The organism is Marinilabilia rubra, from assembly GCF_003121985.1.
Lineage (GTDB): Bacteria > Bacteroidota > Bacteroidia > Bacteroidales > Marinilabiliaceae > Marinilabilia > Marinilabilia rubra.
This window is the reverse complement of sequence record NZ_QEWP01000004.1, coordinates 1-26,018: the sequence shown is the minus strand read 5'-3', so window position 1 is coordinate 26,018 and position 26,018 is coordinate 1. Positions and strand designations below refer to the sequence as shown.

General features: G+C 40.0%; 20 protein-coding genes. 5 read left to right on the top strand and 15 right to left on the bottom strand.

Annotation, left to right across the window (positions count from 1 at the left end; genetic code table 11):
* Nucleotides 1-208: 208 nt before the first annotated feature.
* Complete coding sequence (locus tag DDZ16_RS06400; RefSeq protein ID WP_109263617.1) at nucleotides 209-715, top strand: holin family protein; 507 nt, start codon at nucleotides 209-211, stop codon at nucleotides 713-715.
* Nucleotides 715-1,554, top strand: coding sequence for an N-acetylmuramoyl-L-alanine amidase (locus tag DDZ16_RS06395; protein WP_109263616.1), 840 nt, complete (start codon nucleotides 715-717; stop codon nucleotides 1,552-1,554). Before DDZ16_RS06400 ends, DDZ16_RS06395 begins: the two co-directional genes overlap by 1 nt.
* A 112-nt stretch (nucleotides 1,555-1,666) precedes the next feature.
* Here the strand turns inward: DDZ16_RS06395 and DDZ16_RS06390 are convergent, their stop codons facing one another.
* Nucleotides 1,667-2,434 carry a type 1 glutamine amidotransferase domain-containing protein gene (locus DDZ16_RS06390; RefSeq protein WP_109263615.1) on the bottom strand — a complete coding sequence of 256 codons (768 nt, stop codon included), beginning with the start codon at nucleotides 2,432-2,434 and terminating at the stop codon, nucleotides 1,667-1,669.
* Nucleotides 2,431-3,414 carry an aldo/keto reductase gene (locus DDZ16_RS06385; RefSeq protein ID WP_109263614.1) on the bottom strand — a complete coding sequence of 328 codons (984 nt, stop codon included), beginning with the start codon at nucleotides 3,412-3,414 and terminating at the stop codon, nucleotides 2,431-2,433. The genes DDZ16_RS06390 and DDZ16_RS06385 overlap by 4 nt, the downstream gene beginning before the upstream one ends.
* Nucleotides 3,415-3,663: 249 nt before the next feature.
* Here DDZ16_RS06385 and DDZ16_RS06380 point away from each other — a divergent pair, with 249 nt between their 5' ends.
* Nucleotides 3,664-5,253 carry a dipeptidase gene (locus DDZ16_RS06380; protein WP_109263613.1) on the top strand — a complete coding sequence of 530 codons (1,590 nt, stop codon included), beginning with the start codon at nucleotides 3,664-3,666 and terminating at the stop codon, nucleotides 5,251-5,253.
* Nucleotides 5,254-5,447: 194 nt separating this feature from the next.
* Here DDZ16_RS06380 and DDZ16_RS06375 read toward each other — a convergent pair whose 3' ends face one another.
* Both DDZ16_RS06375 and DDZ16_RS06370 read right to left on the bottom strand, forming a co-directional pair.
* On the bottom strand, nucleotides 5,448-6,188 hold the full coding sequence (locus DDZ16_RS06375) for an SDR family NAD(P)-dependent oxidoreductase (protein WP_109263612.1): 741 nt from the start codon (nucleotides 6,186-6,188) through the stop codon (nucleotides 5,448-5,450).
* Between the two features lie 195 nt (nucleotides 6,189-6,383).
* The gene (locus DDZ16_RS06370; RefSeq protein ID WP_146192201.1) at nucleotides 6,384-6,890 is read right to left on the bottom strand and encodes a hypothetical protein; all 507 of its coding nucleotides are present in this window, start codon (nucleotides 6,888-6,890) and stop codon (nucleotides 6,384-6,386) included.
* A gap of 570 nt (nucleotides 6,891-7,460) precedes the next feature.
* Here DDZ16_RS06370 and DDZ16_RS06360 point away from each other — a divergent pair.
* Complete coding sequence (locus tag DDZ16_RS06360) at nucleotides 7,461-7,730, top strand: hypothetical protein (RefSeq protein WP_109263609.1); 270 nt, start codon at nucleotides 7,461-7,463, stop codon at nucleotides 7,728-7,730.
* A 414-nt stretch (nucleotides 7,731-8,144) separates the two neighbouring features.
* Here the strand turns inward: DDZ16_RS06360 and DDZ16_RS06350 are convergent, their stop codons facing one another.
* From DDZ16_RS06350 to DDZ16_RS06310, 9 genes are all read right to left on the bottom strand, one after another.
* Nucleotides 8,145-9,374, bottom strand: coding sequence for an isocitrate dehydrogenase (NADP(+)) (locus DDZ16_RS06350; RefSeq protein WP_109263607.1), 1,230 nt, complete (start codon nucleotides 9,372-9,374; stop codon nucleotides 8,145-8,147).
* Nucleotides 9,375-9,447: 73 nt separating this feature from the next.
* Complete coding sequence (locus DDZ16_RS06345) at nucleotides 9,448-9,792, bottom strand: hypothetical protein (RefSeq protein WP_232526572.1); 345 nt, start codon at nucleotides 9,790-9,792, stop codon at nucleotides 9,448-9,450.
* Between the two features lie 284 nt (nucleotides 9,793-10,076).
* Nucleotides 10,077-11,180 (bottom strand): DNA polymerase III subunit gamma/tau, encoded by a 1,104-nt coding sequence (locus DDZ16_RS06340; protein ID WP_109263606.1) that lies wholly within the window; start codon nucleotides 11,178-11,180, stop codon nucleotides 10,077-10,079.
* Between the two features lie 60 nt (nucleotides 11,181-11,240).
* Nucleotides 11,241-11,972, bottom strand: a complete 732-nt coding sequence (rlmB, locus tag DDZ16_RS06335) for a 23S rRNA (guanosine(2251)-2'-O)-methyltransferase RlmB (RefSeq protein ID WP_109263605.1) — start codon at nucleotides 11,970-11,972, stop codon at nucleotides 11,241-11,243.
* A gap of 63 nt (nucleotides 11,973-12,035) precedes the next feature.
* Nucleotides 12,036-14,003 carry an ABC-F family ATP-binding cassette domain-containing protein gene (locus DDZ16_RS06330; RefSeq protein ID WP_109263604.1) on the bottom strand — a complete coding sequence of 656 codons (1,968 nt, stop codon included), beginning with the start codon at nucleotides 14,001-14,003 and terminating at the stop codon, nucleotides 12,036-12,038.
* Nucleotides 14,004-14,030: 27 nt separating this feature from the next.
* Nucleotides 14,031-16,463 (bottom strand): PBP1 and LysM peptidoglycan-binding domain-containing protein, encoded by a 2,433-nt coding sequence (locus DDZ16_RS06325; protein WP_109263603.1) that lies wholly within the window; start codon nucleotides 16,461-16,463, stop codon nucleotides 14,031-14,033.
* Between the two features lie 272 nt (nucleotides 16,464-16,735).
* Entirely contained in the window at nucleotides 16,736-18,187 is a 1,452-nt protein-coding gene (dnaA, locus tag DDZ16_RS06320; protein WP_109263602.1) for a chromosomal replication initiator protein DnaA, read from the bottom strand.
* Between the two features lie 291 nt (nucleotides 18,188-18,478).
* Entirely contained in the window at nucleotides 18,479-19,744 is a 1,266-nt protein-coding gene (locus tag DDZ16_RS06315) for an MlaD family protein (RefSeq protein ID WP_109263601.1), read from the bottom strand.
* Between the two features lie 164 nt (nucleotides 19,745-19,908).
* Nucleotides 19,909-20,952 (bottom strand): N-acetylmuramoyl-L-alanine amidase family protein, encoded by a 1,044-nt coding sequence (locus DDZ16_RS06310; protein ID WP_232526571.1) that lies wholly within the window; start codon nucleotides 20,950-20,952, stop codon nucleotides 19,909-19,911.
* Nucleotides 20,953-21,237: 285 nt separating this feature from the next.
* Here DDZ16_RS06310 and DDZ16_RS06305 point away from each other — a divergent pair, with 285 nt between their 5' ends.
* Nucleotides 21,238-23,952, top strand: coding sequence for a putative LPS assembly protein LptD (locus DDZ16_RS06305; protein WP_232526570.1), 2,715 nt, complete (start codon nucleotides 21,238-21,240; stop codon nucleotides 23,950-23,952).
* Between the two features lie 436 nt (nucleotides 23,953-24,388).
* Here DDZ16_RS06305 and DDZ16_RS06300 read toward each other — a convergent pair whose 3' ends face one another.
* Both DDZ16_RS06300 and DDZ16_RS06295 read right to left on the bottom strand, forming a co-directional pair.
* Nucleotides 24,389-25,279 carry an IS3 family transposase gene (locus DDZ16_RS06300; RefSeq protein WP_232526569.1) on the bottom strand — a complete coding sequence of 297 codons (891 nt, stop codon included), beginning with the start codon at nucleotides 25,277-25,279 and terminating at the stop codon, nucleotides 24,389-24,391.
* Nucleotides 25,276-25,692 carry a transposase gene (locus DDZ16_RS06295; protein WP_109263599.1) on the bottom strand — a complete coding sequence of 139 codons (417 nt, stop codon included), beginning with the start codon at nucleotides 25,690-25,692 and terminating at the stop codon, nucleotides 25,276-25,278. Before DDZ16_RS06295 ends, DDZ16_RS06300 begins: the two co-directional genes overlap by 4 nt.
* Nucleotides 25,693-26,018: the final 326 nt, after the last annotated feature.

Genomic DNA, 26,018 nt, shown 5'->3' with positions numbered 1-26,018 from the left:
TTAATATTCAGAATTTCAGAATGATACAAATCATCTTACATCTAAAATCTAACGATCTATTGTCTTTAATAACGACTTCGATGGAGATGCAAAAAAAATGCACTGGAAATAATCGATCTAAAAGGTTAAATTTGATTTTTAATTCAATCTTTCGTAAAGATCTAAAAAACATGATAATTCTATATTATTTTCATTAAATCGAAGAGCTATGTCTATCCTATCCAAAATTTTCAGCGGTAGCCTTTCCGGTGTCATTGACAGCGTGAGTGGCGTAATCGACAAATTTTCATTGTCAAAAGAAGAAAAGCAGGAATTTAAACTTGAGATGCAGAGCCGTCTCATGCAAAAGGAAAAAGAACTTGAAGAAACTTATCGCACAGAGCTCGAATCACGGGCCGATATTATTAAATCAGAAATGGCACAGGGCGATAAGTTCACTAAGCGTGCCCGCCCCACCATTATCTATGGTGGTTTAATATTTATCTTCATTGTTCATGTGCTGGTGCCGGTTATCGCATATATGGCCGGAGCCCCGGCAAATGATCTGCCTGAAATAGATCTGCCTGACGAATTTTGGTGGGCATGGGGAACTGTGGTAAGTGTTTACGGTGTCGGTCGTTCGGCAGAGAAAATGGGCATTGCCAACCGCGCTACCCAATTAATGACCGGATCCAACATAAATAAAGTCAATAAAAACCTTAATGCTGAAGGATAATGGAGATTTCAGATCATAAATTGAAATGCAAAAATGGCGACTTCTCTGTTTCCTATGAAGATTCGCCCAATTGCAGCGGCCCTTTTACCAATGAATTGCCAGACACCATTGTAGTTCACTATACGGCAGGAAGTTCATTGTCATCCTCGGTTAATTGGCTGACCAATCCGCAAGCCAAAGCTTCGGCTCATTTAGTTATTGGAAAATCCGGTGAAATTGTTCAGCTCGTTCCATTTAATATTAAAGCCTGGCATGCAGGACGAAGCAATTGGAAAGGCAGGCAGGGACTTAATCACTATAGCATAGGCATCGAGCTGGACAATGCCGGTATGCTGGAGAAAAGAGCAGATGGTTTTTATACCTGTTTCGGGAAAAGGATTGACAACAGTCAGGTTGTTTTAGCCCCTCACAAAAACGGGAAAGAAGAAAAAGCCTGGGAGGCCTTTACTGAAAAACAAATTGAGGCGGTTGAGAAGATATGTCTCATAATGAGGAAAAAATATCCCATTACAGAAATAGTGGGACATGATGATATTGCTCCTAAACGAAAAACAGATCCCGGGCCGGCATTTCCGCTTAACAGCCTTCGAGACAAAGTTTTAATGGGACGAGCTGACAATGATGGTGAAGACGACATACAGGATACTACTGTTTCAGCGGGTCTGGTTTCAGCTGATTATCTTAATATTAGAAGCGAGCCCGACGGGCAATCACCTTTAGTTTCTGATCCATTGCCCAAAGGTACCAGGCTGAAAATAAAGGAAGAAAAAAGCGGATGGTTACGTGTAAATGTAATTTTGGAAGGATGGGTCAGCAAGAATTGGGTCAATAAAGTGTAATTCAATAAAAAAGCTGCCTGGGAATTTCATCCGGATATCCCGGGCAACTTTTTCAGTTCGGGGAAATTATTTTTTTCAAAGTGTTCGTTATAGCCTTTCTCTTAACAGCGAGCTATTGCTTTTCCTTCAATATTTCAAGTACAATTTCTGCCATTTTTTTCGCAGACTGAGGGTTTTGTCCGGTAACCAGGTGTCCATCTTTTACCACATGCTCAGTAAATTTGGGACCTTCACTATAGTCTGCACCTCTCTCTTTTAATTTATTCTCAAGCAGAAAGGGCACCACTTCGGCTAGGCCTGCGGCTTTCTCCTCAGCATTAGAAAATCCGGCTACCCGTCTTCCCTGAATTAGGTACGTATCATCACTCAGCTTTACATTTACCAATCCTGCGGGACCGTGACAAACAGCGCTTACGACACCATTATTCTCATAAATGCGGGCAGCGATCTTTGCCAGTTTTTCGTTTTGTGGGAAATCCCACATGGTTCCATGGCCACCTACATAATGAATTGCCTCATAATCAAGGGGGTCTATCTCGGAAGGTGATTTGGTATTGTTCAGTTTCTTCTGAACCACGGCGTTTTTCCAAAATTCTTTATTTACAGAATCTTCAAGGTCAAAGCCATCCACGGGTACTTTCCCTCCTACCGGGCTCACAAACTCTATGGTAAAGTGATCTTTCAACACCTCCCAGGGATGAGCTGCCTCAGATAAATAAAAACCCGTTTCTTTACCGGTATTCCCTAAATCTGAATGACTTGTGAGTACAAAGAGAATCTTCCTTTTGTTTTGTTTATTCACCTCCTGAGGGTTGTTACTATATCCGATAAAGCCTGATGGCAATAAAGCTAATATTAAGGTCAAAATGACTTCTTTCATAATTTTACAATTTTCTGATTAATAAATTCAAGTTCATCAACGGTAAGATGCACTTCGCCTGCTTTTGCATTTTGTCTGGCCTGATCAGCATTACGTGCACCTGCCAAAGCAATGGTGATGCCTTCTCTTTCAAGGGTCCACCTCAATACCAGTTGAGCAAGCGTAATATTTTTTGCATCTGCTAATGGCATTATGTCCTTAAGAAATGCATTGGTTTTCTTAATGCTTTCATCTTTAAATGAAGGATGAAACTTTCTGTGATCACCTTCAGCAAAGGTTTGTCCCGGTTTCATTTTTCCTGTTAGCAATCCACGTTCAAGCGGACTATAGGCAAGGATGGCTTTATTGTTTTTCAGGCAAAAAGGAAGGGTTTCATCTTCTATCTCACGGTTAACCATACTAAAAGGCACCTGATCGGATATGATATTAACCACCTTGCTGGCTTTTTTTACCTGTTCAGCATTGTAATTACAGACACCTGCATATCTGATTTTACCTTGATCAATCAGCCTTTCCACTGCTTCAAAGGTCTCTTCAATCGGGGTTGTTTCATCCGGCCAGTGAATTTGATATAGGTCGATGTAATCTGTTCCCAATCTTCTGAGACTGTTTTCACACTCTTCAATAACACTCTCTTTTCCGGCGTATTTGTGGATATTTACAAATTGACCTTCGTTATTTTTGCTTTTAAAGTAGAACTTTCCTTTTGGTAAGTCCCATCTCAATCCAAATTTGGTAAGGATCTGAACCTTATCCCTGGGAAAATCGGAGATTGCTTTTCCTACAATGTTTTCACTTGCCCCCATGCCATAAACCGGGGCTGTATCAATAGATGTAACACCTTCTTCATAAGCAGCCCTGATAGCTCCGACGGCGTCTTTCGTTTCTGTATGACCCCACATCCAGCTACCTGCAGCCCATGCACCAAAAGTAATGGCTGATAATTGTAAGTTTGAGTCGGATAAATGTCGATATTCCATAAATTTTCGTTTTCAGATTCCAATTAATTCAACGGGAACTCCCGGTTAATAGTTCAATGATTAGTATTGAAAATGCCAATCGTTAAAAACTTAATGGAACGAATTTTTGTCTTTTAATAACCAGCTATTTGCTGAGCATTTGTATTTACAGGCCATGTGCATCCAACGAATTTGATTATTTTTGTAACTGGTTGAACATATCAGCCTAAAATAACCCACTCCCATTTCATTTTTCAAAACCTTATAATTATGCAATACAATTACAATTCAATAAAGTTGTTTCTGGCTTTAATGGCAATTTCTTTTTCAATTTCGGCCCAGGATAAACCTGATTGGCAAAATGGAGTGCCTGAGGCCTGTACTTCTATTACAGTCGGCAAAATGGCTTCATTTGATGGGTCAGTCATGACTTCTCATACAGATGACAGTCACCGCACCCGTTCCTGGATGAATATTACTCCGGAAGAACGCCATGGTCGTCGGGATAAAGTCAAAATGTATAAAAGGGTGGCAGATGACTCCGGACCTATGCCAGCTTATAAACATAAACCCATAGGTGAAATTCCTCAGGTGAGAGAAACATATGGGTATATCAACACCGCTTATCCCTGCATGAATACCGACCAACTGGCCATTGGAGAATCTACCTTTGGAGGCCGGGAGTCGCTGGTTTCAGACGAAGGATTAATTGACTGTCAGAGGCTCATAAAACTGATGTTACAAAGATGTACAACTGCTCGTGAAGCCATTAAAACCGGAGGGGAATTGCTCAAAAAACATGGTTGGAATGATGCCGGGGAATGTCTGACTATTGCAGACACCAGAGAAGTGTGGCATATGGAAATTGTAGGCCCGGGTAAAGGAGAAGTTGGTGCAATATGGGTAGCTCAAAGGGTGCCCGATGATGAAGTAAGCGTTAATGCCAATGCAGCCCGTATTCAGGAGATTGATCTGGAAAACACCGATTTCTTTATGGCTTCAGATAATATTTTTGAATTGGCACGGGACAGCATGTGGTGGAACCAGGCTACAGGCCCCTTTCGTTTTGCGGATGCTTATGCTCCTGAAAGCCGTGAATCCATGGCAGCCCGAAGACGCGAGTGGCGTGTTTTATCAATGATGAACCCAACGTTGGGACTTGATCCTGAAACACGCGACTATCCTTTCTCTGTAAAACCCTCAGGAAAAGTTTCATTGGAGAAGATGATCGAAATTTTTAAAGATTATTACGAAGGCACTCCCTATGACATGGTCGGTCATATAAAAAAGGTAACAGAAGAAGGCGATACCATCCCCCATCCGATGGCCAGTCCTTTCATGCCCTACGATGCGTACGATTTGTTTAACATTCACGGTGGTTGGGGTGATCTTGGTGAACGTACCATTGCACGCTGGTACACCATGTATGCAACCATCACACAAAGTCGTGACTGGTTGCCTGATGAAATTGGAGGTTTGGTATGGCTGGCGCAGGACAATGTAGCTACTTCGGTTTATATCCCGGTATACTGCAGTGTTAACGATCTGCCTCATTCATATAAAGTACCCGGCAGAAAAGGTTTTAATCGTCAATCCGCATGGTGGGCATTCAACCGCTTAAGTACATTGGCATCGCAAAGGTGGAACGACATGCGCCACGACGTCGATAGTGTTATGGTTCCGCTGCAGCAGGAGATCTTTGAAAGCCAGCGTCACGCTGAAAAGGAAGCAATGAGCATGCGGACCAAGCATACCATTGATCATTTGACCCGTTATACAGCGAAATGGGGAAACCGTGTTGTTAAAGAAGCCTGGGATTTGGGTGATTTTCTTTGGACAAAGTATGAAGAAAAGTTTTAAGAAAATAACTGATAGTTTTTTACAATAACAGGGGCTGTCTCAAAAGTCAAAAACACTAAAAGAGTGTCATGTTGAGCGCAAGCGAAACATCTGTTTGTCAAAAGAAAAGATTCTTCGACAAGCTCAGAATGACATCAAGTAAAGACTTGTGAGACAGCCTCTTTTAAGTTGAATACTTTCATTCAAGGTATAACCTAATGCTTATAAATCATTTTTTTGGTCATTCCCCCGTCAATGTATATATTTTCTCCATTGATAAAGTCATTATCAGGATCGCATAGCCACAAAACCATGGAGGAAATATCAGAGGGTTTCCCCACCCTTCCGCTTGGATGTTGAGCATGATCCATGGATCTTAATTTATCAGGGGCTCCTGTGTGGATCCATCCCGGACTGATGCAATTAACGGTTATGCCAGTTTCTGAAAGGCTATTGGCGAGTGCATGCGTTAAGGAAACAATACCCCCTTTGGAAGCACCATAAGCTTCCCCACCGGGTTCAGACATCAAATGACGGGTTGAAGCAATTTGAATTATGCGGCCATACTGTCCGCGGGCATGCATTTTTGAGAATTCACGGGCACAAATAAAAGAAGCCCTGAGATTACTATTAATGATGTAATCCCATTCTTCGATAGAAAGTTTTTCGAGGGGTTTAAACCGACTGACTCCTGCATTATTGATAAGGATATCGGCAAAACGCCATTCGACCTCTATTTGGCGGTAAAACTTAAGGATTTCGTCGGCATCTGCGAGATCGAGGCGGGTAGTGTGGATCCAGGGATAATGTTCTCTGAGGTTGTCAAGACCTTCTTTGTCTTTGTCAATTACCCAGACTTTGGCACCGGCTTCTTCAAGTGCAATTGCAATGGCTTTTCCAATTCCATTGGCTCCACCGGTTACAATTGCACGTTTTTCTTTAAGCTTATGTTCCATGGTATTTCTGAATATTTTAAGTTTAAGTTAACAACAATATTCAGAAAAATCCAGTTTAGAAAGGTTTTCATTGGGTAAAGGATAACTCTTTTTAAAATAATTGCGGTTATTACCATTTTGTTGAACTTTTCACGTGATCATTATCCAAAAGAATTACCATCGGTTTTTGATAGAAACGTTTGTTTATGCATTCAATTAAAAATTAAACATCCAATCTTCAATCGGCAAAATTTTTTCTTCATAATCTGCTTCATAGTACTCTAAATCATAAGATTCAACTGAAAGCATCCAGGGCTCAACCTGTAAAAGCTCTTCTTCATAGTCTTCAAAAACTGAAGCATCCAATTCAAAAGCAACTCCCTTTACTTCAGGCTTTTCAAAAGCTGTTGGGTCAAGCATCCATTCTTCAATTTCTCTCAATTCATAATTCACTTCAAAAGCTTCTGCATCAGTCATCCATTCAGATACCTCAAGAATTTCTTCTTCTGCTGCTGACACCAATTCTGACAAGTTTACATTCGCTGGTAAAGCATTCTCGTTACGGGGTTCATTCATTGTGTTTGCGGCATTTATATTAGCGGTTAATGCCAATGCGATAATTGAAAATAATACTGAAGTTTTCATTTCTAAGTCCTCCTGTTTAGTTAGTAATTGTGTTGTTGACCAAAGTAAATCAATCGATGTGCCATAATCTTCTTTCAACTGTATTTCGGATTATTGCAGGCTTTTGTTTATTCGACCCGACCCATATAGTTGTTCGCTTATGCAACAAGGATATGTACGATTTCGCACACCTAAAAAAAGGTTTACAAAACTTGATTATGAGCTTTTGCTAGAAGGCTTAAGTTTATAATCGCTTGTTTATTTTTTTGAAAAGAACAGTAAGAGCCTCACTCTTAACTCTAATTAAAATGGATTAAAAATTCATGGTTCAGGAGGTGGATTTCAACTCCGCACCAGCAGCGGCGTTTAATTTAAAAAAGCCCGGCAAGGGTGTTCCTGTTTTTTGGATTCATTGAAATTAACAACACAAAATTAAACCACAGCCAGGACAAATCATACAACACTAATAAACAGGATTTTAAAGTAATAATGTGTGTAATTACAAAGAATGGATTAATAGCTTTCCACAAAAGTTTAACGGAGTATTGTCAAAACTACAAAAACCAAAATGCCATGCAAAGACATCTTATTTTAATGGGATTGCTTCTGTTTGGAACAGGTTGTAACAGCGGAGATCTTAAGCCGTAGCAAGAGAAAGACAGTGCTGAAATGGTTGTAAGAAATTTTCCGGAGGCCATTGCTGACCAGAACCTGGAAGAGATAAACCGGTTGACAACTCAGTCATTTATCCTTTATGAGGACGGCCATATCTGGAACAATGACAGTTTAATGAAGGTTATTGACTGGTACAAAGAAAATTATCCTGACGGAAAAATGTCGTATACATTAGAAAATTTTGAAACAAGTATCTCGGGAAAACTGGCCAACACACATTACAAAAACACCGGCCTGTTTGAATCACCGGATACCACTATTTAGGGAGCGCTGAAAAACGCCTACTTTATTAGCGTTTAAAACTTTAAATCACATCAACAAACGCCTAAGTGCAAGGTTATTCCACATCAAACTCGGATTTCTTTGCACTTAATCATAAAAAAACAGCTAATCAAAAGAACAAAATTTACTGCACCGCCCGAATCTCGAAGTATTTCAATACTCCTTCGATTGGGCGGCTTGTAAATTTTGCCCTTTTGACTTTTTCAGCAGTCCCTATTTATTTCAAATGGCTGGAAAGCGGAACATTAACAAAAGTAGATAATGAATGGAAGATTGACTTCCTGCATTCCACTCCAGGGAAATAAAAAAAGGAGTGCTGAATCACTATTTAGGGTGATTCAGCACTCCTGATATTTTGGTAAGCAACCCGGATGGATTCCGAATTATCTTATATTTTTAATTTCCCAGCTTGACTTTAAGGTTGGCAGCCAGAGTTTCAAGGAATTCTTCTGTATTAAGATAATGCTCTTCCTTCATATCTTTTCCATGAATTGTAAGAGCAAGATCTTTAGTCATTTTACCACTTTCGACTGTTTCGATACAAACATCTTCCAAAGTTAGCGCAAATTTAATTAGTTCCTGATTATCATCCAGTTTTCCGCGGAATTGAAGCCCTCTTGTCCATGCAAAAATAGATGCAATAGGATTGGTGGATGTGGGTTTGCCTTGTTGATGCATGCGGAAATGACGTGTAACAGTTCCGTGAGCTGCTTCAGCTTCCATGGTTTTACCGTCAGGGGTAACCAGAGTGGAAGTCATCAATCCCAGTGAACCGAATCCCTGGGCCAAAGTATCAGACTGAACATCACCATCGTAATTCTTACAAGCCCAAACAAACCGGCCGTTCCACTTAAGAGCTGCAGCAACCATATCATCGATCAAACGGTGCTCATACGTAATGCCTAATTCTTCAAACTTCTCTTTATAATCACTTTCAAAAATTTCCTGAAAAATATCTTTGAAGCGGCCATCGTATTTTTTCAGGATGGTATTCTTGGTAGAAAGGTAAAGTGGCCACTTTTTCATAATAGCCTGATTAAAGCAGCTGTGCGCAAAACCACGGATACTTTCATCCGTATTATACATAGCCATAGCAACTCCATCACCTTCAAAGTCATAAACATTGAATTCCTGGGGTTCAGAACCATCTTCAGGGGTAAAAGTGATGGTTAATTTACCTTTTCCTTTGGTCAGAAAATCAGTTGCACGGTACTGATCACCAAAAGCGTGACGCCCTATACATATTGGATGCTCCCACCCGGGAACCAGACGTGGAACATTGTGTATCAAAATCGGCTCACGAAAAACAGTACCACCAATAATATTACGAATGGTACCATTTGGAGATTTCCACATTTTTTTAAGACCAAACTCCTCTACCCTGTGTTCATCGGGTGTGATGGTAGCACATTTGATACCAACATTGTATTTTTGAATGGCCTTAGCCGCATCTACAGTAATTTGATCATCCGTTTCGTCGCGGCTTTCAATACTTAAATCATAGTATTTTATGTCCAGATCAAGATAAGGAAAGATAAGTTGGTCCTTGATCATTTTCCAGATGACCCTTGTCATCTCATCACCATCCAGTTCTACAACCGGATTCTGAACTTTAATTTTTGTCATAGGTCAATCGTTTGTATATCAATTAGGTATTACTAACATTAATTTTCAAACATAGTTCATTCAAAAACGAGACTCATTCAAGGTCCAGATTTAAAGCATCTTTTAATTTATTAAGGGAAGGATTTTTTTCTGCCAGAACCTTGTATTTGTCTGCTGAGGTAAAAGCTTTTTGCTGAGAACGTTCTTCCCTGATGTATTCTACCTCAAGCTGAAGTTTGGCATTTTTCAGTTCCTTCTTAAGCCTATTAAAAAGAGAACTTTTTTCCTTCATCAGCTCAACTTCCTGAGTTTCGTTGCGCAGGGGAAAAATAACAACATGCGATCCTTTTAATCTTGGAGCATGAGCCGTGAGCATACTAAACAACCGGGGGTTGGATTGCTCAAGCGTACGGGCATAATCGTTCCATACTTGTTGCAAATCTTCCGGGGAAAATGAATTTTCCCACGATGGATCAATTCCGTGATTATCATTTTGATCTCCAACAGCATTCTCCTGCCCTGCATCTTTCTGATTGGCTGCACTTCCCGGCTTAGTAAAAGCTTTTATAGATACACTTTTCAGTGTTTTGGGTGGTGCCGGTTTTGTCGATGAAGTCGATTTTTTGGCAACACTTCCACCTCCAACCGCAGCAGGACGTGTATTGGTTGTTTCACTCTCAATTGGCGCACCATCACTTAATGAGGGAATGCCTTCTTCATCATCTACTTTTTTTTTTGGGAAAGCAAACGAGACAGTTTTATCAAGGCAAACTCAGTATGTAAACGCTTATTTCGTGCATTCCGGAATTGCAGATCGCAGTTGGTAGCAATATCCAACGCCCTGACGAGAAAATCAACCTGGCATTTTTGAGCCTGCTCCAGATATTTCTCCTTAATTGATGCTCCAACTTCCAGCAAACCTACTGTTGCCTGATCTTTGCACATCATTAAATCCCGGAGATGGCCGGAAAGTCCCGAAACAAAATGTCCGGCATCAAAACCATGGTCCAGAATATCATCCAAAATTAAGAGAGATTGTGTTGTATCTTCCTTCAGAAAAGCATCAATCAATTTAAAATAATAATCGTAATCCAATACATTCAGGTTATCAATAACCTGCTGATAAGATATCTCTTTACCTGAAAAAGCGACAATCTGGTCAAAAATGGACAAAGCATCACGCATGGCACCATCTGCTTTCTGGGCAATAACATTCAGCCCTTCGGGCTCTGCATTCACGCCTTCTTTCTCAGCTACATATTTCAGGTGCTCCACACCATCCTCCACAGAAATCCTGTTGAAATCAAATGTTTGACAACGGGAAAGAATGGTAGGAAGAATTTTATGTTTTTCGGTGGTTGCCAAAATAAATATGGCATGTTTGGGCGGTTCCTCCAGAGTTTTCAGAAAGGCGTTAAATGCTGCCTGAGAAAGCATGTGGACCTCGTCGATAATATAGACACTGTAATTGCCTATTTGGGGAGGAATACGTACTTTGTCTATCAATGAGCGAATATCCTCTACAGAGTTATTACTGGCGGCATCCAGCTCATGAATATTATATGAGCGGTTTTCATTAAAAGATTTGCATGAATCGCACTCATTACAAGCTTCAAAATCGGCAGAAATATTCTTGCAATTAATCGTTTTTGCAAAAATCCTTGCACAAGTGGTTTTACCTACACCACGCGGGCCACAAAACAAATAGGCATGTGCCAGTTGCTTGTTTTTTATAGCATTCTTCAGGGTAGTGGTAATATTTTTCTGACCCACTACCGATTCAAATGTATCAGGCCTGTATTTTCGTGCCGAAACAATATATTCCATAATTATTTTCTATGAGCGCAACAAATATAATTAAAAGGACCGGGTCAACCAACATTCTTATTAATCCAGGTTTCGCACCATTTCATAAATAAGAATTCCTGCAGCAACAGAGACATTCAAAGAACCAATTTCTCCCCGAATGGGAATTGAAACATGTGCATCAGCCAGTTTCAGAAGCTGACCGGAAACCCCTTTATCTTCGGCCCCCATAATAAGAGCTTTAGGGCCTTTATATTCAACCTTCCTGTAATCTTTATCACCTTTCTCCGAGGCAGCAGCAATTGTGAAATTGCGATTTTTCAAATGACGGAGAACAAAATAGAGGTTCTTTTCCCGGCACACGGGGACCCTGAATAAAGCACCCGATGATGTTTTTATGGCATCAGAAGTAACTGATACACTCCCTTTATCGGGAATAACAATGGCGTCAACACCGGCGCACTCAGCCGTTCGGGCAATGGCCCCAAAATTCCGCACGTCGGTGATACCATCCAAAATCAACACAAATGGCTCTTTCCCCTTGTCAAAAGAGGCCTCCAATACTTCTTCAAAGTCATGGTAGTCTACTGGTGGAAGGTAAGCCACAACCCCCTGGTGGTTTTTGCGGGTAACCCAGTCAATGCGTTCAGGTTTTACTTTTTTGAAATGAATGTTGTTTTCTTTGATCACATCCATCAGTTCTTTGGCAAGTTTTCCCTGAACATTTTGGCTGATCAATATCCTTTCAATGTTTCTTCCGCCTTGAATGGCTTCAATGACCGCCCGTATTCCAAATATGATGTCTTTTTCCATGATTTTCTGATTATTTTCTGTCTAAAACAGCTTGATTTATAGCATTTAATAACTGAGGGATAATCACTGATTATCCATTGCCGCTCTTTTCCCTTCCAACTCTTCCAATTCAAGATGTGCACTCTCCCACTCTTCCATTTTTTCTTCAAGGTCTTTCTGAGCTTTTTGATAAGCCCCAAAAAACTCAGGATCAGCAGCTTTATCCGGATTTTCCAATTCAACCGAAAGTTTTTCCAGCTCGGATTCCAGGGAAGCAATCTCCTTTTCAGCTGACTGTACAGCGTTTTCAGCTTTTTTGATGCTTTTATTCAGTTCCTTTCTTTCGGCGAAGGCAACCTTGCCGTTTTGGCCTTTGGTCTTCTCTGTAGCATCACCATTTTTCGTTGTTGATTGTGCGACCGGCTTATTTAATTCATGCAGAGTATCCATTCGTTTCTTTTCAAGAAACTCATAAATTCCCCCAAGATGTTCTCTTATATTCTTGTCTTTAAACTCAAGAATTCGCTCAACCAAACCATCCAAAAACTCACGGTCGTGAGAAACAACAAGCACAGTACCTTCAAAGCTGTTGAGAGCTTTTTTCAGAATATCCTTAGAACGCATATCGAGGTGGTTGGTGGGTTCGTCAAGAACCAAAAAATTGACCGGCTCTAAAAGCAAAAGCACCATGGCCAGTCTTGTCCTCTCACCACCGGATAGAACGGATACTTTTTTGTCTACTTCTTCACCTCTAAACAAAAAGGCTCCCAGCAAATCACGAATCTTGGTACGGACATCGCCTGTAGCAACCTTATCAACAGTTTCAAATACAGTAAGTTTATCATCCAGGCGCTCAGCCTGATCCTGTGCAAAATAACCGATCTTTACTTTGTGTCCTAATTTAGCTTCTCCCTGATGTTGCAGTTCTTGCAGAATGATACGGGCAAGTGTTGTTTTTCCTTCTCCGTTTTTCCCTACAAAGGCTACTTTTTCACCTCGTTCTATGTTAAAATCGATTTGATCCAGCACCAGAAGATCGCCATAGGCTTTCGATACATTTTTTCCACTAACCACAATTTTGCCTGAGTGAGGGGCAGGCGGAAATTTGATGTTTAATTTGCTGTTATCAAACTCGTCAACCTCAATGCGATCCAGTTTTTCGAGCTGTTTTATGCGCGACTGCACCTGAACCGCTTTGGTGGCTTTGTACCTGAACCGCTCTATAAACTGCTCCGTATCTTCAATCTTTTTCTGTTGATTACGGTAGGCAGCCATTTGTTGTTCACGTCGCTCCTCCCTTAACTTCACAAACTCTGAATAGGAGGCCTTGTAATCATATATCTTACCAAGAGAAATCTCAATGGTACGATTGGTAACATTATCCAGAAAAGCTTTATCGTGGGAAATTAAAACCACAGCTCCACTGTAACTCTTAAGAAAATCCTCAAGCCATGTTATGGACTCAATATCAAGATGATTGGTAGGCTCATCCAGTAAGAACAAATCCGGTTTCCGCAAAAGAATCTTTGCCAGTTCGATACGCATACGCCATCCACCACTGAACTCAGAAGTGGATCGTTCAAAATCTGAAGGCTTAAAACCAAGCCCCTTCAAAGTGACTTCAATGCGCGATTTATAGTCATGGCCTCCAACCATATTAAATCGTTCATTGGCCTCGGTAAGCTTATCAATGAATGATAAATATTCTTCAGAATGATAATCTTCCCGATGATTGATGGCTTCCGTAAGCTGTTCAATTTCCTTCTCCAATCTTTTGATATCTGAAAAAGCCTGTTCAGTCTCTTCAAACACCGAAAAACGGTCGTCGTGTTTCATGACCTGCGGAAGGTATCCCACCGTAAAATCACGCGGCATCGTCACCTCACCTGCAGTAGGCTCCTGAAGCCCTTTAATCACTTTCAAAAGCGTGGTCTTCCCGGCTCCGTTTTTCCCGACAAGTCCAATACGGTCGCGGGGGTTAATCAAAAAAGAAACATCTTCGAAAAGAAGAAAAGTACCAAAATCGAGTGTCAATTGATTGACAGAAACCATATAGTTATTGTTGAAATATTCTGTTATTTATTCGATCTCCTCAAGCGGCATCAGGGGTTGCATTGAAAAAACCGGCAAGCGCTTAACTTCGTAGCCGGGAAGGAATTTAAGCATAAAAATGCCTTCGTTGTAAAATCCACCCCAGTTTGAAATTCTCTTAAAGCAGAAATTAAATTGTACGGGACTTAAATCCAACGGATCGGGGCAATATTCAAAATTTTCCCCGCGCCTTGCCAGTGCTGCAATGAAATAATAAGAAACATCATATCCCCAGGCGCCATAACGTGAGTAGCCTGATGATGAGGAGGAATTTTGAAAATATGAGGAAACAGCCTGCGGCTCGGTGTGATACCATTTACGGTATTTTTTGATAAAACGATTGGTTTGGGCACTGCTGTAATCAAAAGCAAAAAAAGAAAAAATCTGAGCCTTCAAAGTAAACATATCCTCAGGGTCAACAGATTGTGCTCTAAGCCATTCAGTCATTCCAAAAAGCCGAATATCAGTTCTATCCTGCTCTACAATTCCCGCAAGTGTGGGAACAATCTTGGAAAGGGTTGCTTCCTCATTGGTAGGAACAACCACATAATTTTTCCTTTCAGGATCAAGTAATGCCTCAAGATTATTTTTGTCAGCCTTACCACTCATCCGGTACTCCTTGTAATGGATTTCCTTTTTCATGGCAAACTCGTTGAAAAACACTTTCTTTCTCAATTTCTCAAGAAATGCACCGGCATAAGGATCCTCTGTTTCAGGAACAATCGCAATCAGGTTAAAATCTCCGGCCTGCCTGACAATCTCATTGGCCATCTTGTCAAACACAAGCGTATCAGGCGTATTAATCTGAAATACATACGGATTTCGATCAAGCTCGGGATTTACATTAGACAAAGGGTAAACCAGCTTAATTTTATGCTTAAATGCAAATTCCGATACAATCTCCAAATTCTCTGAACGTGCAGGCCCGATGATCAGATCCATATTTTTGATTTCGGAATTGGTTTTTAAAACCATTTTCAAAGATTCCTTATCCGGAGCAATATCAAAAACTGAAAGATCGACGCTGACATTTTCCTTTTTTAATTGGTCGAGTGACAGAAGTACGCCCTCATAAAACTCAGCAAAAACTTTTGAACGACGGGCAACTATCCGGTTTTTACGAACTGTGCGAATGGTATCCCTGTCTTCAATCTTTTCAAGGATATTTGCTTCTTCAGTCTCATCAAGTGCAAAAGGCAACAATAATGCAACCCTTACAGGCCGCATTCGTCCCAGGCCGCTTTTATTCAGGCACATGCTGTCGGCAGTCTCATAAGCCGCCTGCTCGGTCCGCTCAAAGGCTGTTTTATCTTTCAAATCCTTTTCATCCGGAGAACCGGGATAGTTTTCAACGAACCATTCATCTTTTGGGATTTTTAGTTCAATCCCCTTTCGTAAATCAGAAAAATCAATACCCTGATTGACCTTTCGGATGGTTTCCATATCAACATTGTAACGACGGGAAATAGAAAACAAGGTCTCACGACGTTTTACACGGTGTGTTTGGAATAAATCCTCCCGGGTTCGTTGCTGTTTGGCTGTTTGTTTTCTATTATCAACTTTTGGAATTCGAAGCATATACCCCGGCTTAAGCTCACTGATTGAGATTTCGGGATTAAGTTTTCGTATTTCACTTACCTCAGTCTGATACCTTTTCCCGATAGAATAAAGCGTTTGTCCGGGTTTAATTTCGTGGTAAATAAATTCCTCCCCCTGTATCATGCCCATTTTATCTGAGGTTGGTTCACTGAGTGAAGCCCTGGCCATTTCTTCCTCCTGGGGGATGCGGACCACAGAACCAATTTTTAATACCCCGTTTCTCAATGCCGGGTTGTATTTCACAATTTCGCCCACACTGACATTAAAGCGCCTTGAAAGAGAATAAAGCGTATTGCCGGGTTTGACCGTATAAAGCATGAAATCCTTATCAGTACCGGGGAAATCTGTTTCTATCCGGGGTTTTTTAACGGGAACTTTTATGATACTACCCACGATGAGCTTTTCATCTGATCCCGGATTATTTTTTATAATATTTTCAACATCTACTCCGTATTTTCTGGAGATATACCAGATGGTCTGCCCTTTTTCCACAGTGTGAAGGATGAAGTTCCCTGTCTTATTGATCTCTTCGAAGCTGGTATTTCGTCCTTCAATAACAGGAATCCTGATAACCTGGCCGGATTTCAACTCCTCCCCTATGTCCGGATTTGCTTCCAGAATCTCTTTTTGTGTGACATTGTATTTGCGGCCAATTCCATAAAAACCTTGTCCCGGCTCTACAACATGCAAAAAGTATTCATCCCCGTCAATAACAATGCGGCGACCTAATGGTTCGTCCTGAGCTAAAGATACTGCGACAAACCCAAAAGCAAGAACACCGATTAAAAACAATCTTATTTTTTGAAAGCTATTTTTATGCATGATACTCTGTTCAAAATCCATTTTCTTTTTGCAATCCACAAAAATCGGAAAAATATTGTCAAAAGAAGTACCAAAGATATGTTTTTTAGAAAAAATATATCAGTGGTAAACAGAAAAACTAAAGCCCCCGCCAAATCAATAATTTGACGGGGGCTTTATGTATTTACAAACTGAAAAAAGCATAAATTATTGATTTCATAATCTAACCATTGAGACAGAAAGGCAGGTCAGAAGAATCAAAAATCCGGACGCAACAAGTAATGCATTTAGCATTATTGTCTTATCATGCTTTCAATTTCCTTTAACTGATGCTTAAATTCAGTATTTGTTTCCTGAAGATTCTTCACTGCTTTACATGCATGCAAAACGGTAGCATGATCGCGACGGCCTATTACTGCCCCTATTGCAGACAAAGATGAATTGGTAAGGTTCTTTGAAAAGAACATAGCTACCTGACGGGCCTGTACTATTTCACGTTTACGTGTTTTCGACTGTAAAACATTTATATCAAGACCGTAAAATTCACAAACTTTTTGTTGAATCTGATCGACGGTGATTTCTCTATGCGGCTGGCTAACCAAACGATCAACAACGCTTTTGGCAATATCAAAAGTAATTTCAGCCTTGTTTAATGTGGACATTGCCAACAGGGAAATTAAGGCACCTTCCAGCTCTCTTACATTATCGGTTATATGCGAAGCAATATAACGTACTATTTCATCCGAAACGATAATGCCATCCTTGTATATTTTATTTTTCAGGATTTCCACACGCGTTTCAAAATCCGGTGATTGCAAATCAGCAGGCAATCCCCATTTAAATCTTGAAAGCAATCGTTCTTTCATGCCCTTTAAAGCAACAGGAGGTTTATCTGAAGTCAAAATCAACTGCTTTCCGGATTGATGCAGATGATTAAAGATGTGAAAAAACGTGTTCTGAGTGCCTTCTTTACCAGCAAGTTCCTGAATGTCATCAATAATCAACACATCTATCATTTGATAGAAATGCATGAAATCATTTGCTGAATTCCGGGCAACTGAATCGGTATACTGAGTGGTAAATTTATTGGCACTTACATACAAAACGGTTTTCTCCGGGTATTCTTTCTTTACTTCAATGCCAATGGCCTGTCCTAAATGAGTTTTACCAAGTCCGCTTTTTCCGTACAAAAACAAAGGGTTAAAAGCTGTTTTTCCGGGATTTTTGGCAACTGCCTCACTTGCTGAACGGGCCAAACGATTACAGTCCCCTTCAATAAAGTTGTCGAAAGTATATTCAGGATTTAACTGAGGATCGATATCCAATTTCTTTACCCCGGGTATTATAAAAGGATTACGGATATTTGGGGTTTCCTGTTTATTGTATTTTTTATCAACAGCCCTGTTGCGCAAATCATGCCTTTCAGCAGTGGGATAATTAACGGTATATGAAGATGAAGCAGAAGGAGATTGCTTACGATCCATTACCACACTGTATTCCAATTTAGCGCCGGCACCAATAACGTCACGTAAAGCCCTGCCTACAAGCTTAATGTATTGCTCCTCAATAAACTCATAAAAATAGTAGGTAGGCACTTGGATTGTAAGCACTTTGTTCTCCAATTTAAGAGGAACAATTGGTTCGAACCAGGTATGAAAATCATTCCCGGGGATGGATGTCCGAATATAATTCAGACATTCCGACCATATTTGCTTATGATCCAGTTTTGTTGCTATGCCTTCCATTTTTATACTATGTTAAAGATGCGTTCTTGTCTAAGTACAAAATTTGCTAAAAAAAACTGGAAAAAAAAATGCTTTAAGGGTTGAAATTTCCCAAATTACTTTATCCTATTAATAGTCAAAACATTGAAGTTAACGCCACCTAAGTGTCTGCAAAAGAGTTATTTATTCAAAAAAATTAACTTTCAATTAATACTTGCAAAACATTGACTTAAAGGGATTTGATGAACAATTGATTTTTTTTTCATTCATTCGTCAAATTAAAAAAATCAGACATTTTACTTAACAAAATATTCAATTCTTTCTACCTGTTTGTTTAAGTGCTTTAACTACTTTTATTGGTTTCCCGTTTTTCAGGGCAATTATTGAAGCATCAGGATAAACACCAATTACTTCTTTAAGAATCTTTTCAATTTTCCCGTAAGAAGAAGTGGCTCCCACAGTATAAATGTATTTTTCACCATCGCTGTCTTCAAAAATACGAAATTGGTCTTTTACCATTTGGTTACGGATGGTGAGAGGTTCTTTCGATTCTGCAATTTTCACTTTATAGACAATTCCCTGCTGTTCTGCTTTCTCATCATCTACATTTACATACACATCCCTTCCAAAATCAACAGCAGAAAAACTCAGGTATCGTTTCGGATTGTGTCGAACATCTGCCAGTAAACGATCGAGACTGGCAGAGGCGTCCATTAAATTATAATACAGCCCCTCATCAGACAACAGTAGCCCAAGGCTGCCTTCTCCATCTCTGGTCTGCTTCAACAATGTATTTATAGCAATCAGGCTTGAGTCTATACGCCCTGCTACAGTATCAAGATTCATGGCTTTAAGCTGATGACTAAAATCTGCAACGTTCTCCATCGTTGTTCCAATAGCCTGACGCTGACGGTTTAACTCACCTGAAATGGAATCCAGGTTAGCCAGAGAATTGTGGATGGCCCCTCCCTTTTTCAGGGATGAATTAATCTCGGAAGTGGTTTCATCCAGATTTTGCATCATATCCCTAAAGCTTTCCATACCTTCCTCTAAACTCCGGTTATTTTTATTTGAAAAAACTTTCGAAAGATTGGTCAACGTTGTATCTAACTTCACTATCAGGTTTTCAACTTTATCTTTTACCGGCAGTACTTCAGTTGTAACCTGGTCTTTAAGCCCCCCCATAACATCTGTCCGAAGTGTATCACCATGAGACAGCAGTTGTTGGTTTTCGCCATCCAGAAATTGAACCGCCTTTGTACCCATAAGATCGAGGCTGTAAATCTGAGCCACCATATCTTCATAAACAGGAAAGTCATCATTAAGGGAAAGCGTCACCAGAAAGCGGTCTTCTTTTTGGGGATTGAATTGAATTTCCCGTACAGAGCCAATCTTGTAACCATGATAGTAAACAGGGCTGGCTTCTGTAAGACCGGCAACTTTGTGGTAAACACCATAATAGGCAAATCCTGATTCAAAAAGGTTTTTCCCTTTTAAAAAGTTTACGCCCCACAGAAGCACCAACAAGGCAACCACAACTGTTACGGCTATTTTATACTCTTTCTTTATGTCTATCATATTTTATACTTTTTTGGTCGGGCAAAAGGCAAATTAACAAGTTGTTTTCTTAATAACTAAAATAACCTGTCTTGACCATATCTTCTTCAATATCGGAATAAAAACTGCAGATTCCTGAATATGACAATATGTATTGTTTTTTCAACAATTTAAGAATCTTTTTTTTAAGGAATAACCCGCTCCCCGTTTTTAAACCCAACAATAAAACAATCGGGAACCACCTGCCGAATTTCCGGGAGTTTCTTTAATATTTCCTCATGACTGGAAGTAAAACCGGTTGTATATTTAAAATAGCTTCCTTCCTTATATTCCCATACATTATCGAACTTTTTATAAGGGCCTTCATTTTTTGACAGTGGCTTTTGAGAACTGGCAACCTGAATACGATACTCAATATTTTCACCGATCTGTTTTTCAGATGAATCCCTATTCACCTTTTCTTCAGTATTTCTTGCTCCCCCGGAAACTAATTTTGAATTCACTTCGTCAAATCGCTCTTTATAGTCCCTGATGGCCCGAAAAATGGCAGATGCTAAATAAACCTTCCCATTTTCAGAGGCCATAAACCGCTCTTCATACTTATTGCTCAAAAATCCCAATTCAACCAAAACGCCGGGCATTGATGTTTCACGCAGGACCAGGAACCCGGCTTGTTTTACGCCCCTGTTGTGACGTCCTACTCGCTCCTCGAACTGATTCTGAACAGAAGATGCAAAACCAATACTTTGATCCAGATAAACATTCTGCATCAATTCAAAAATAATGTACGACTCCGTTGAATTTGGATCAAACCCCTCATACTTGGCCCGATAATCATCCTCCAGAACAATCACAGAGTTTTCCTTTTTTGCCACTTCCAGATTCTCTTCCGACCGATGCAATCCTAAAACAAAGGTTTCTGCTCCTGATATTCGGCTATTCTTAATAGAATTGGCATGAATGGAAACAAATAAATCTGCATCATTTTCATTGGCTATCCTTGCTCTTTCATCCAATGGAACAAAAACATCTTTATCTCTGGTCATTATCACATTAACATCGGGAAGATACTGATTCAGGTATTCCCTTACCCTGAGTGAAATTTCAAGAACAATATCTTTTTCCTTGTTATTGCGTCCCAAAGCACCTGAATCTTTACCTCCGTGGCCCGGGTCAATAATAACAGTTTTAAGTTTAATGGCTTCATCACTCTTTTTCTGCGCTAACATAGTTTGAAAGCCAGGGATCAAAAGGATGATAAAAAAAGCAACCCAACATCTCATCTTAAGCGAAAATTTTTCCATCTGTTGCATGTGAAATTTATTGTTGATGCAAATTTGCGGGTTTTAATAACAAATTCCATCCCAAAAATAAAAAATATTACAGGTTGTTTTTAATTAATTGGTCTCAATTTTGCTGGCAAATGCTCTTTAAAGACCGTTTTTTAGCTTATTTTTGTGCTGGATTTTCAGATAAAAACCATTATATAACGTCCGTTTAGAAGTTTATCTATCTTGATACCACAACAATACAAATATTCCAACCGATCTTTCAAAGTCAACTTTCTGTTGACCTTTATTCTTTTTATTCCGGTTATCCTTTCGGCACAGGAAAAGTTAAGCTTAGAAAGAGATTCTCTCAATCTACAGGCCGATTCCACTTTTCAGCAAGCCGATACCACTCAAAGTTCTTCGTCCAGAAAACCGGTTATTGAAGCAGAAGTTGAATACTCAGCTTCTGATTCGGTGAAATTTACCGGCAACAAAGTCTACCTTTATGGCGATGCCAGCGTAAATTATCAGGAAATTCTATTAACAGCCTATCAGATAGAGCTTGATCTGGACAGCAGTCTTGCCTACGCTACCGGCAGAATTGATTCTACAGGCAATGAAGTTGGGCTTCCGGTTTTTAAAGATCCCAGTGGTGAATATACCATGCGCACCATCCGCTACAATTTTGAAACTGAGAAAGCCATTATTGAACATGTAGTAACCGAACAGGGAGAAGGATATGTGGTTAGCAACAGGGCAAAAAAGCTCAAAGACAATGTTTATTGCCTGAGAAACGGCAAATATACCACCTGCAGCAATCATGACCATCCCCACTTTTACTTAAATATGACCAAAGCCAAGGTTATCCCCGGAAAAAAAATTATTACCGGCCCAGCTTATCTGGTTTTAGAGGATGTGACCATGCCACTGGTGGTTCCTTTTGGGTTTGTGCCAAGTTCTACTACATATAGTTCAGGTTTTATCCTCCCCTCCTACGGAGAAGAAAGCAACAGAGGTTTTTTCCTGCGTGATGGTGGATATTACTGGGCTGCCAATGATTATTTTGACCTGTCAATGACCGGTGATATATACTCCAACGGATCATGGGGATCACGACTGGCTTCCAGATATAAGGTCAGATACAAATATTCGGGAAGTTTCAATTTTCAATACATTACCAACATTACCAGTGAAAAGGAGTTACCCGATTACAGCAAAAGCACTGATATGTCAATTAACTGGTCGCACAGCCAGGACTCCAAAGCAAGCCCTTTTAGCCGGTTCTCGGCCAGTGTGAATTTCTCAACCAGTTCATTTGACCGGAATAACGTAGGTAGCATCATCAATCCCAGGCAGTTGGCTACAAACACCAAACGATCAAGCATTTCCTATTCAAGACAATTCCCCAACAGTCCGTTTAATTTCTCGGCCAACCTTCAGCACTCGCAGAATAGTCGTGATACCACGATTGACCTGACAATGCCAAATCTGACATTGACCATGAACCGGATATATCCCTTTAAAAGCAAGAACAAGGTGGGTTCTAAAGAACATTGGTACGAAAAGATCAGTTTGAGCTACACAGGTAATGCCAGCAATAGGATATCAACCAAAGAAAGTGAGCTTATGGAATCAAGCCTCACTAAAGATTGGAAAAACGGGATTCAACATACAATTCCCGTAAGTATGAACTTTAAATTACTACGACACTTCACCCTTTCTCCCAGCTTCAATTACAAAGAGCGGTGGTATTTTAAATCCATTGAGAAGTCATATGACACGGAGCAGGACCAGGTAGTTGTATCTGATACTACCCAGGGATTCAATCGTGTATTTGACTATAATTTCTCAATTGGTACACAAACAAAACTGTATACTTTCTTTCGCCCCAGTCGCTGGCTTTTCGGAGATGGCATTCAGGCCATACGACACATGATGACCCCATCGGTAAGTATGTCGTACCGACCTGATTTTGGTGACCCTAAATACGGCTATTACGATTGGTTTGAATATTATGATCCCAACAGGGATGAAGTTGTCAGAGAAGAGTATTCCATTTACGAGGGGGCTATGTATGGCGTTCCCGGCAGAGGAGAATCAGGTTCCATGAGTTTCGGACTTAACAACAACCTTGAAATGAAGGTTAAAAGTCGAAAAGACAGTACCGGATTTAAGAAAATTCCATTATTGGAGTCCTTAAATTTTTCTACCTCTTACAATTTCCTGGCCGACTCCCTGAACTGGTCAAGAATTAATATGAGTGGCCGAACGAAAGTTTTGGGAACTTCCGTAAATTTCAATGCGACGTTTGATCCATATGCCTATCAATTAAATGAAAATGGCAATCCGGTGCGTGTTGACAAATTGTTGTGGCGTACGCAAAAGAAAATTGCCAGGATGGAGAATGCCAGTCTGAGTTTTGGTTTAAACTTTGGGTCTAAAACTTTTCAAAAAAAGGAACGTGATAAAGGAGAAGAAGGTGCCGATGAATTTCCTGAAGGCGAACAAGGCATGGATATGATGAACGGTCCCGCCGGGGAGTCACAGCAAGCAGCTACTCAAACAACGCCTAAATACGCAGAATTCTCTATTCCCTGGAATATTTCACTTAATTACAACATGCGCATCCTGCAGGATCGGCAAAACTTTGATTATGACAAAATGGATTATAAGAAAAAGTTTACGGCCGATATTAGCATGAACGGCAACCTGGAGTTGACCAGCAAATGGTCGTTTAACTTCACAACCGGCTACAATCTGGAACGTAAAGAGATTTCTCACACAAACATCCGCATCAACCGGGATCTTCACTGCTGGAGCATGAGTTTTAACCTTGTACCAATCGGCACATACAAGTCCTATTTTTTCAGTATTGCCGTTAACAGCAGTATGCTGCGCGATTTGAAATACGAAAAACGAAGTCACGCAAGAGATAATCCCAGCTTTGGGGGATTTTAATATTAAAGACTGACATTGAGAGTGGTAGGTAGTCAGTGGTCGGTGGTCGGTGGTCGGTAATCAGTGATCAGTGGTCGGTGATCAAGTTTATCAAGTAGTCAGTGGTCAGTAAACTAAGGCCCGCTAGGGCTGAAATATCGGTAGAAAAATCAACCGTAAATAGTAAGGGAAGTCCCGTTAGGGATGAGATAAAAGTAGCCCAGCCGCGCGGAAGCCGGAAGCTGGAGGCTGGAAGTTAGAAGTTAGAAGCTGGAAACTTTCGAAGTTAAGAAATTTTGATTCTTTTTGCGGCATATTTAAAAAACTAAGAAAATTATAAAAAACACGTTTTAAATGGTTTATGACTTTACTTAGATAAAAGTCAGTTGTTAGAAGTTAGATGATGAGCCGTCCTAATATAGGTTGACTTTTTGATTTATTATTAACTGCAAAATTGCTAAAAAAAAAGAGTGCCTTGATTGACATTTGATTTTAATTTTCTGTTTTGATCAGAATATATGTTAACTAAGGGTCGTGATGAAAGTGGAATTTCTGACAAATTGTTTTCGAACCCGACAGGTGTTTTGAAATCCAACTTTTCATGAGGCCGACCATTATTATAGGCGTAAACCGCCTTTTTGAGCGTTCTTTGACATTGTGTGAGATTTTTAATGCGGAAATTACAAAGATATTCATTTTTGATTGTGCCGTTAACCCTTTCGATATGAGTATTTTCATACACTGATTCACACATGCTGATTTTTATATTATAGCTCTCGAGCAAATCAGTATATGTTTTTGATGTGTATTGCACCCCTCTGTCGGAATGATGGATTAAGTATTTGTATCTTTCTATTTCCCTGTCTCTTAAGACCATCTTTAATGCTTTAATATTCGACTGCGCACGTAGGTCCGCACTTGCATTAAAGCCAAGAATACGACGTGAATAAACATCTATGATTAGGACTATATAGAGAAATTCCTTTTCCCCGATTTGCAGGTAAGTGATATCACTTGTCCAGACCTGGTTTATATCATTCAATACCATGCCACTTGCAAGATTTGAGTACTTCAGGTGAGGCAGGCTGTGAGTTGTTTTTCTATAATTTCTCTCACTTACCACCTGGAATCCTGCATTAACATAGATGTCAATAAAAGTATCACGCCCTATTCCCTCGGGATCCAAGATACTGTAAATCTTTTTGGCTCCCATTTTTGGATGTATGGATCTAATTTGCATAATGTTCTGAATAAGTATTCTTTTCAGTTCGTTTTGCTGAGTGAATTTTTTCACCATCTTCCAATGAGCTTGCTTTGATATTTCAAGAACAGAATATAACTCATTCATGGTGAAGGGTTGTTCTTTGATGTGTTGCCGGAGCCATTCAACAGTTTGGATGAGAAATTTTTTTTTAAGTCCATGTCTAGTTCCTCTGAAGCTAGCTCAATAAGTTTTTCCATGAAATCAAGCTGAATTTGCTTTTGACCAACCAGCCGTTCAAGTTCAGCTACTTTTTCTTTGTAAAAGAGGGCCTTTTGAGATTCGCTTTCCATTTCTACAACAATTTTGGTCTGTTTGGGATGGTCTGATGAATATTTATGAATCCATCGATAGATTATAGGCGTTCGGATTTCGTAAAGGTTAGAAATCTCTCGCACAGTCGCTTTTTTAGTGACAATTTCATGGACTTTTTGTTTTTTAAAGTCCTCACTAAAATAACGACTTGGTCTGAACTGAAATTGTGAACGTTTCTTTTTCATAATAACCGTCTTTTGAATGGTTTAAAAAAATGTTCAAAAGCGGTCAACCTATTTCAGGACGGGACATGATAGATGTTAGATGCCAGAGAAGAGAAATAAGCAGAGTGCATAAAGTACAGTAAAAGGGCCAACGGCCTGAAAGCATCAGCCCGGGGTAAAGCCCCGGGATTAGATAAACAAACTATTATTCAAGCCCTGAAGGGCATAGCCGTCAGGCTTACAAAGCCTAAGTGCTTGATTTGAAGATTGGTAAGCAGACGCAACTCACCCCTTTCGGGATGATAGTCGAATTTTCTTCATATATTTGCTGTGATTTATTTAACAAT

Coding starts and splice junctions, on each gene's coding strand:
- DDZ16_RS06400 (WP_109263617.1), top strand. CDS start 209: ATGTCTATCCTATCCAAAATTTTCAGCGGTAGCCTTTCCGGTGTCATT.
- DDZ16_RS06395 (WP_109263616.1), top strand. CDS start 715: ATGGAGATTTCAGATCATAAATTGAAATGCAAAAATGGCGACTTCTCT.
- DDZ16_RS06390 (WP_109263615.1), bottom strand. CDS start 2,434: ATGAAAGAAGTCATTTTGACCTTAATATTAGCTTTATTGCCATCAGGC.
- DDZ16_RS06385 (WP_109263614.1), bottom strand. CDS start 3,414: ATGGAATATCGACATTTATCCGACTCAAACTTACAATTATCAGCCATT.
- DDZ16_RS06380 (WP_109263613.1), top strand. CDS start 3,664: ATGCAATACAATTACAATTCAATAAAGTTGTTTCTGGCTTTAATGGCA.
- DDZ16_RS06375 (WP_109263612.1), bottom strand. CDS start 6,188: ATGGAACATAAGCTTAAAGAAAAACGTGCAATTGTAACCGGTGGAGCC.
- DDZ16_RS06360 (WP_109263609.1), top strand. CDS start 7,461: ATGGTTGTAAGAAATTTTCCGGAGGCCATTGCTGACCAGAACCTGGAA.
- DDZ16_RS06350 (WP_109263607.1), bottom strand. CDS start 9,374: ATGACAAAAATTAAAGTTCAGAATCCGGTTGTAGAACTGGATGGTGAT.
- DDZ16_RS06340 (WP_109263606.1), bottom strand. CDS start 11,180: ATGGAATATATTGTTTCGGCACGAAAATACAGGCCTGATACATTTGAA.
- rlmB (WP_109263605.1), bottom strand. CDS start 11,972: ATGGAAAAAGACATCATATTTGGAATACGGGCGGTCATTGAAGCCATT.
- DDZ16_RS06330 (WP_109263604.1), bottom strand. CDS start 14,003: ATGGTTTCTGTCAATCAATTGACACTCGATTTTGGTACTTTTCTTCTT.
- DDZ16_RS06325 (WP_109263603.1), bottom strand. CDS start 16,463: ATGCATAAAAATAGCTTTCAAAAAATAAGATTGTTTTTAATCGGTGTT.
- dnaA (WP_109263602.1), bottom strand. CDS start 18,187: ATGGAAGGCATAGCAACAAAACTGGATCATAAGCAAATATGGTCGGAA.
- DDZ16_RS06315 (WP_109263601.1), bottom strand. CDS start 19,744: ATGATAGACATAAAGAAAGAGTATAAAATAGCCGTAACAGTTGTGGTT.
- DDZ16_RS06310 (WP_232526571.1), bottom strand. CDS start 20,952: ATGTTAGCGCAGAAAAAGAGTGATGAAGCCATTAAACTTAAAACTGTT.
- DDZ16_RS06300 (WP_232526569.1), bottom strand. CDS start 25,279: ATGAATGAGTTATATTCTGTTCTTGAAATATCAAAGCAAGCTCATTGG.
- DDZ16_RS06295 (WP_109263599.1), bottom strand. CDS start 25,692: ATGAAAAAGAAACGTTCACAATTTCAGTTCAGACCAAGTCGTTATTTT.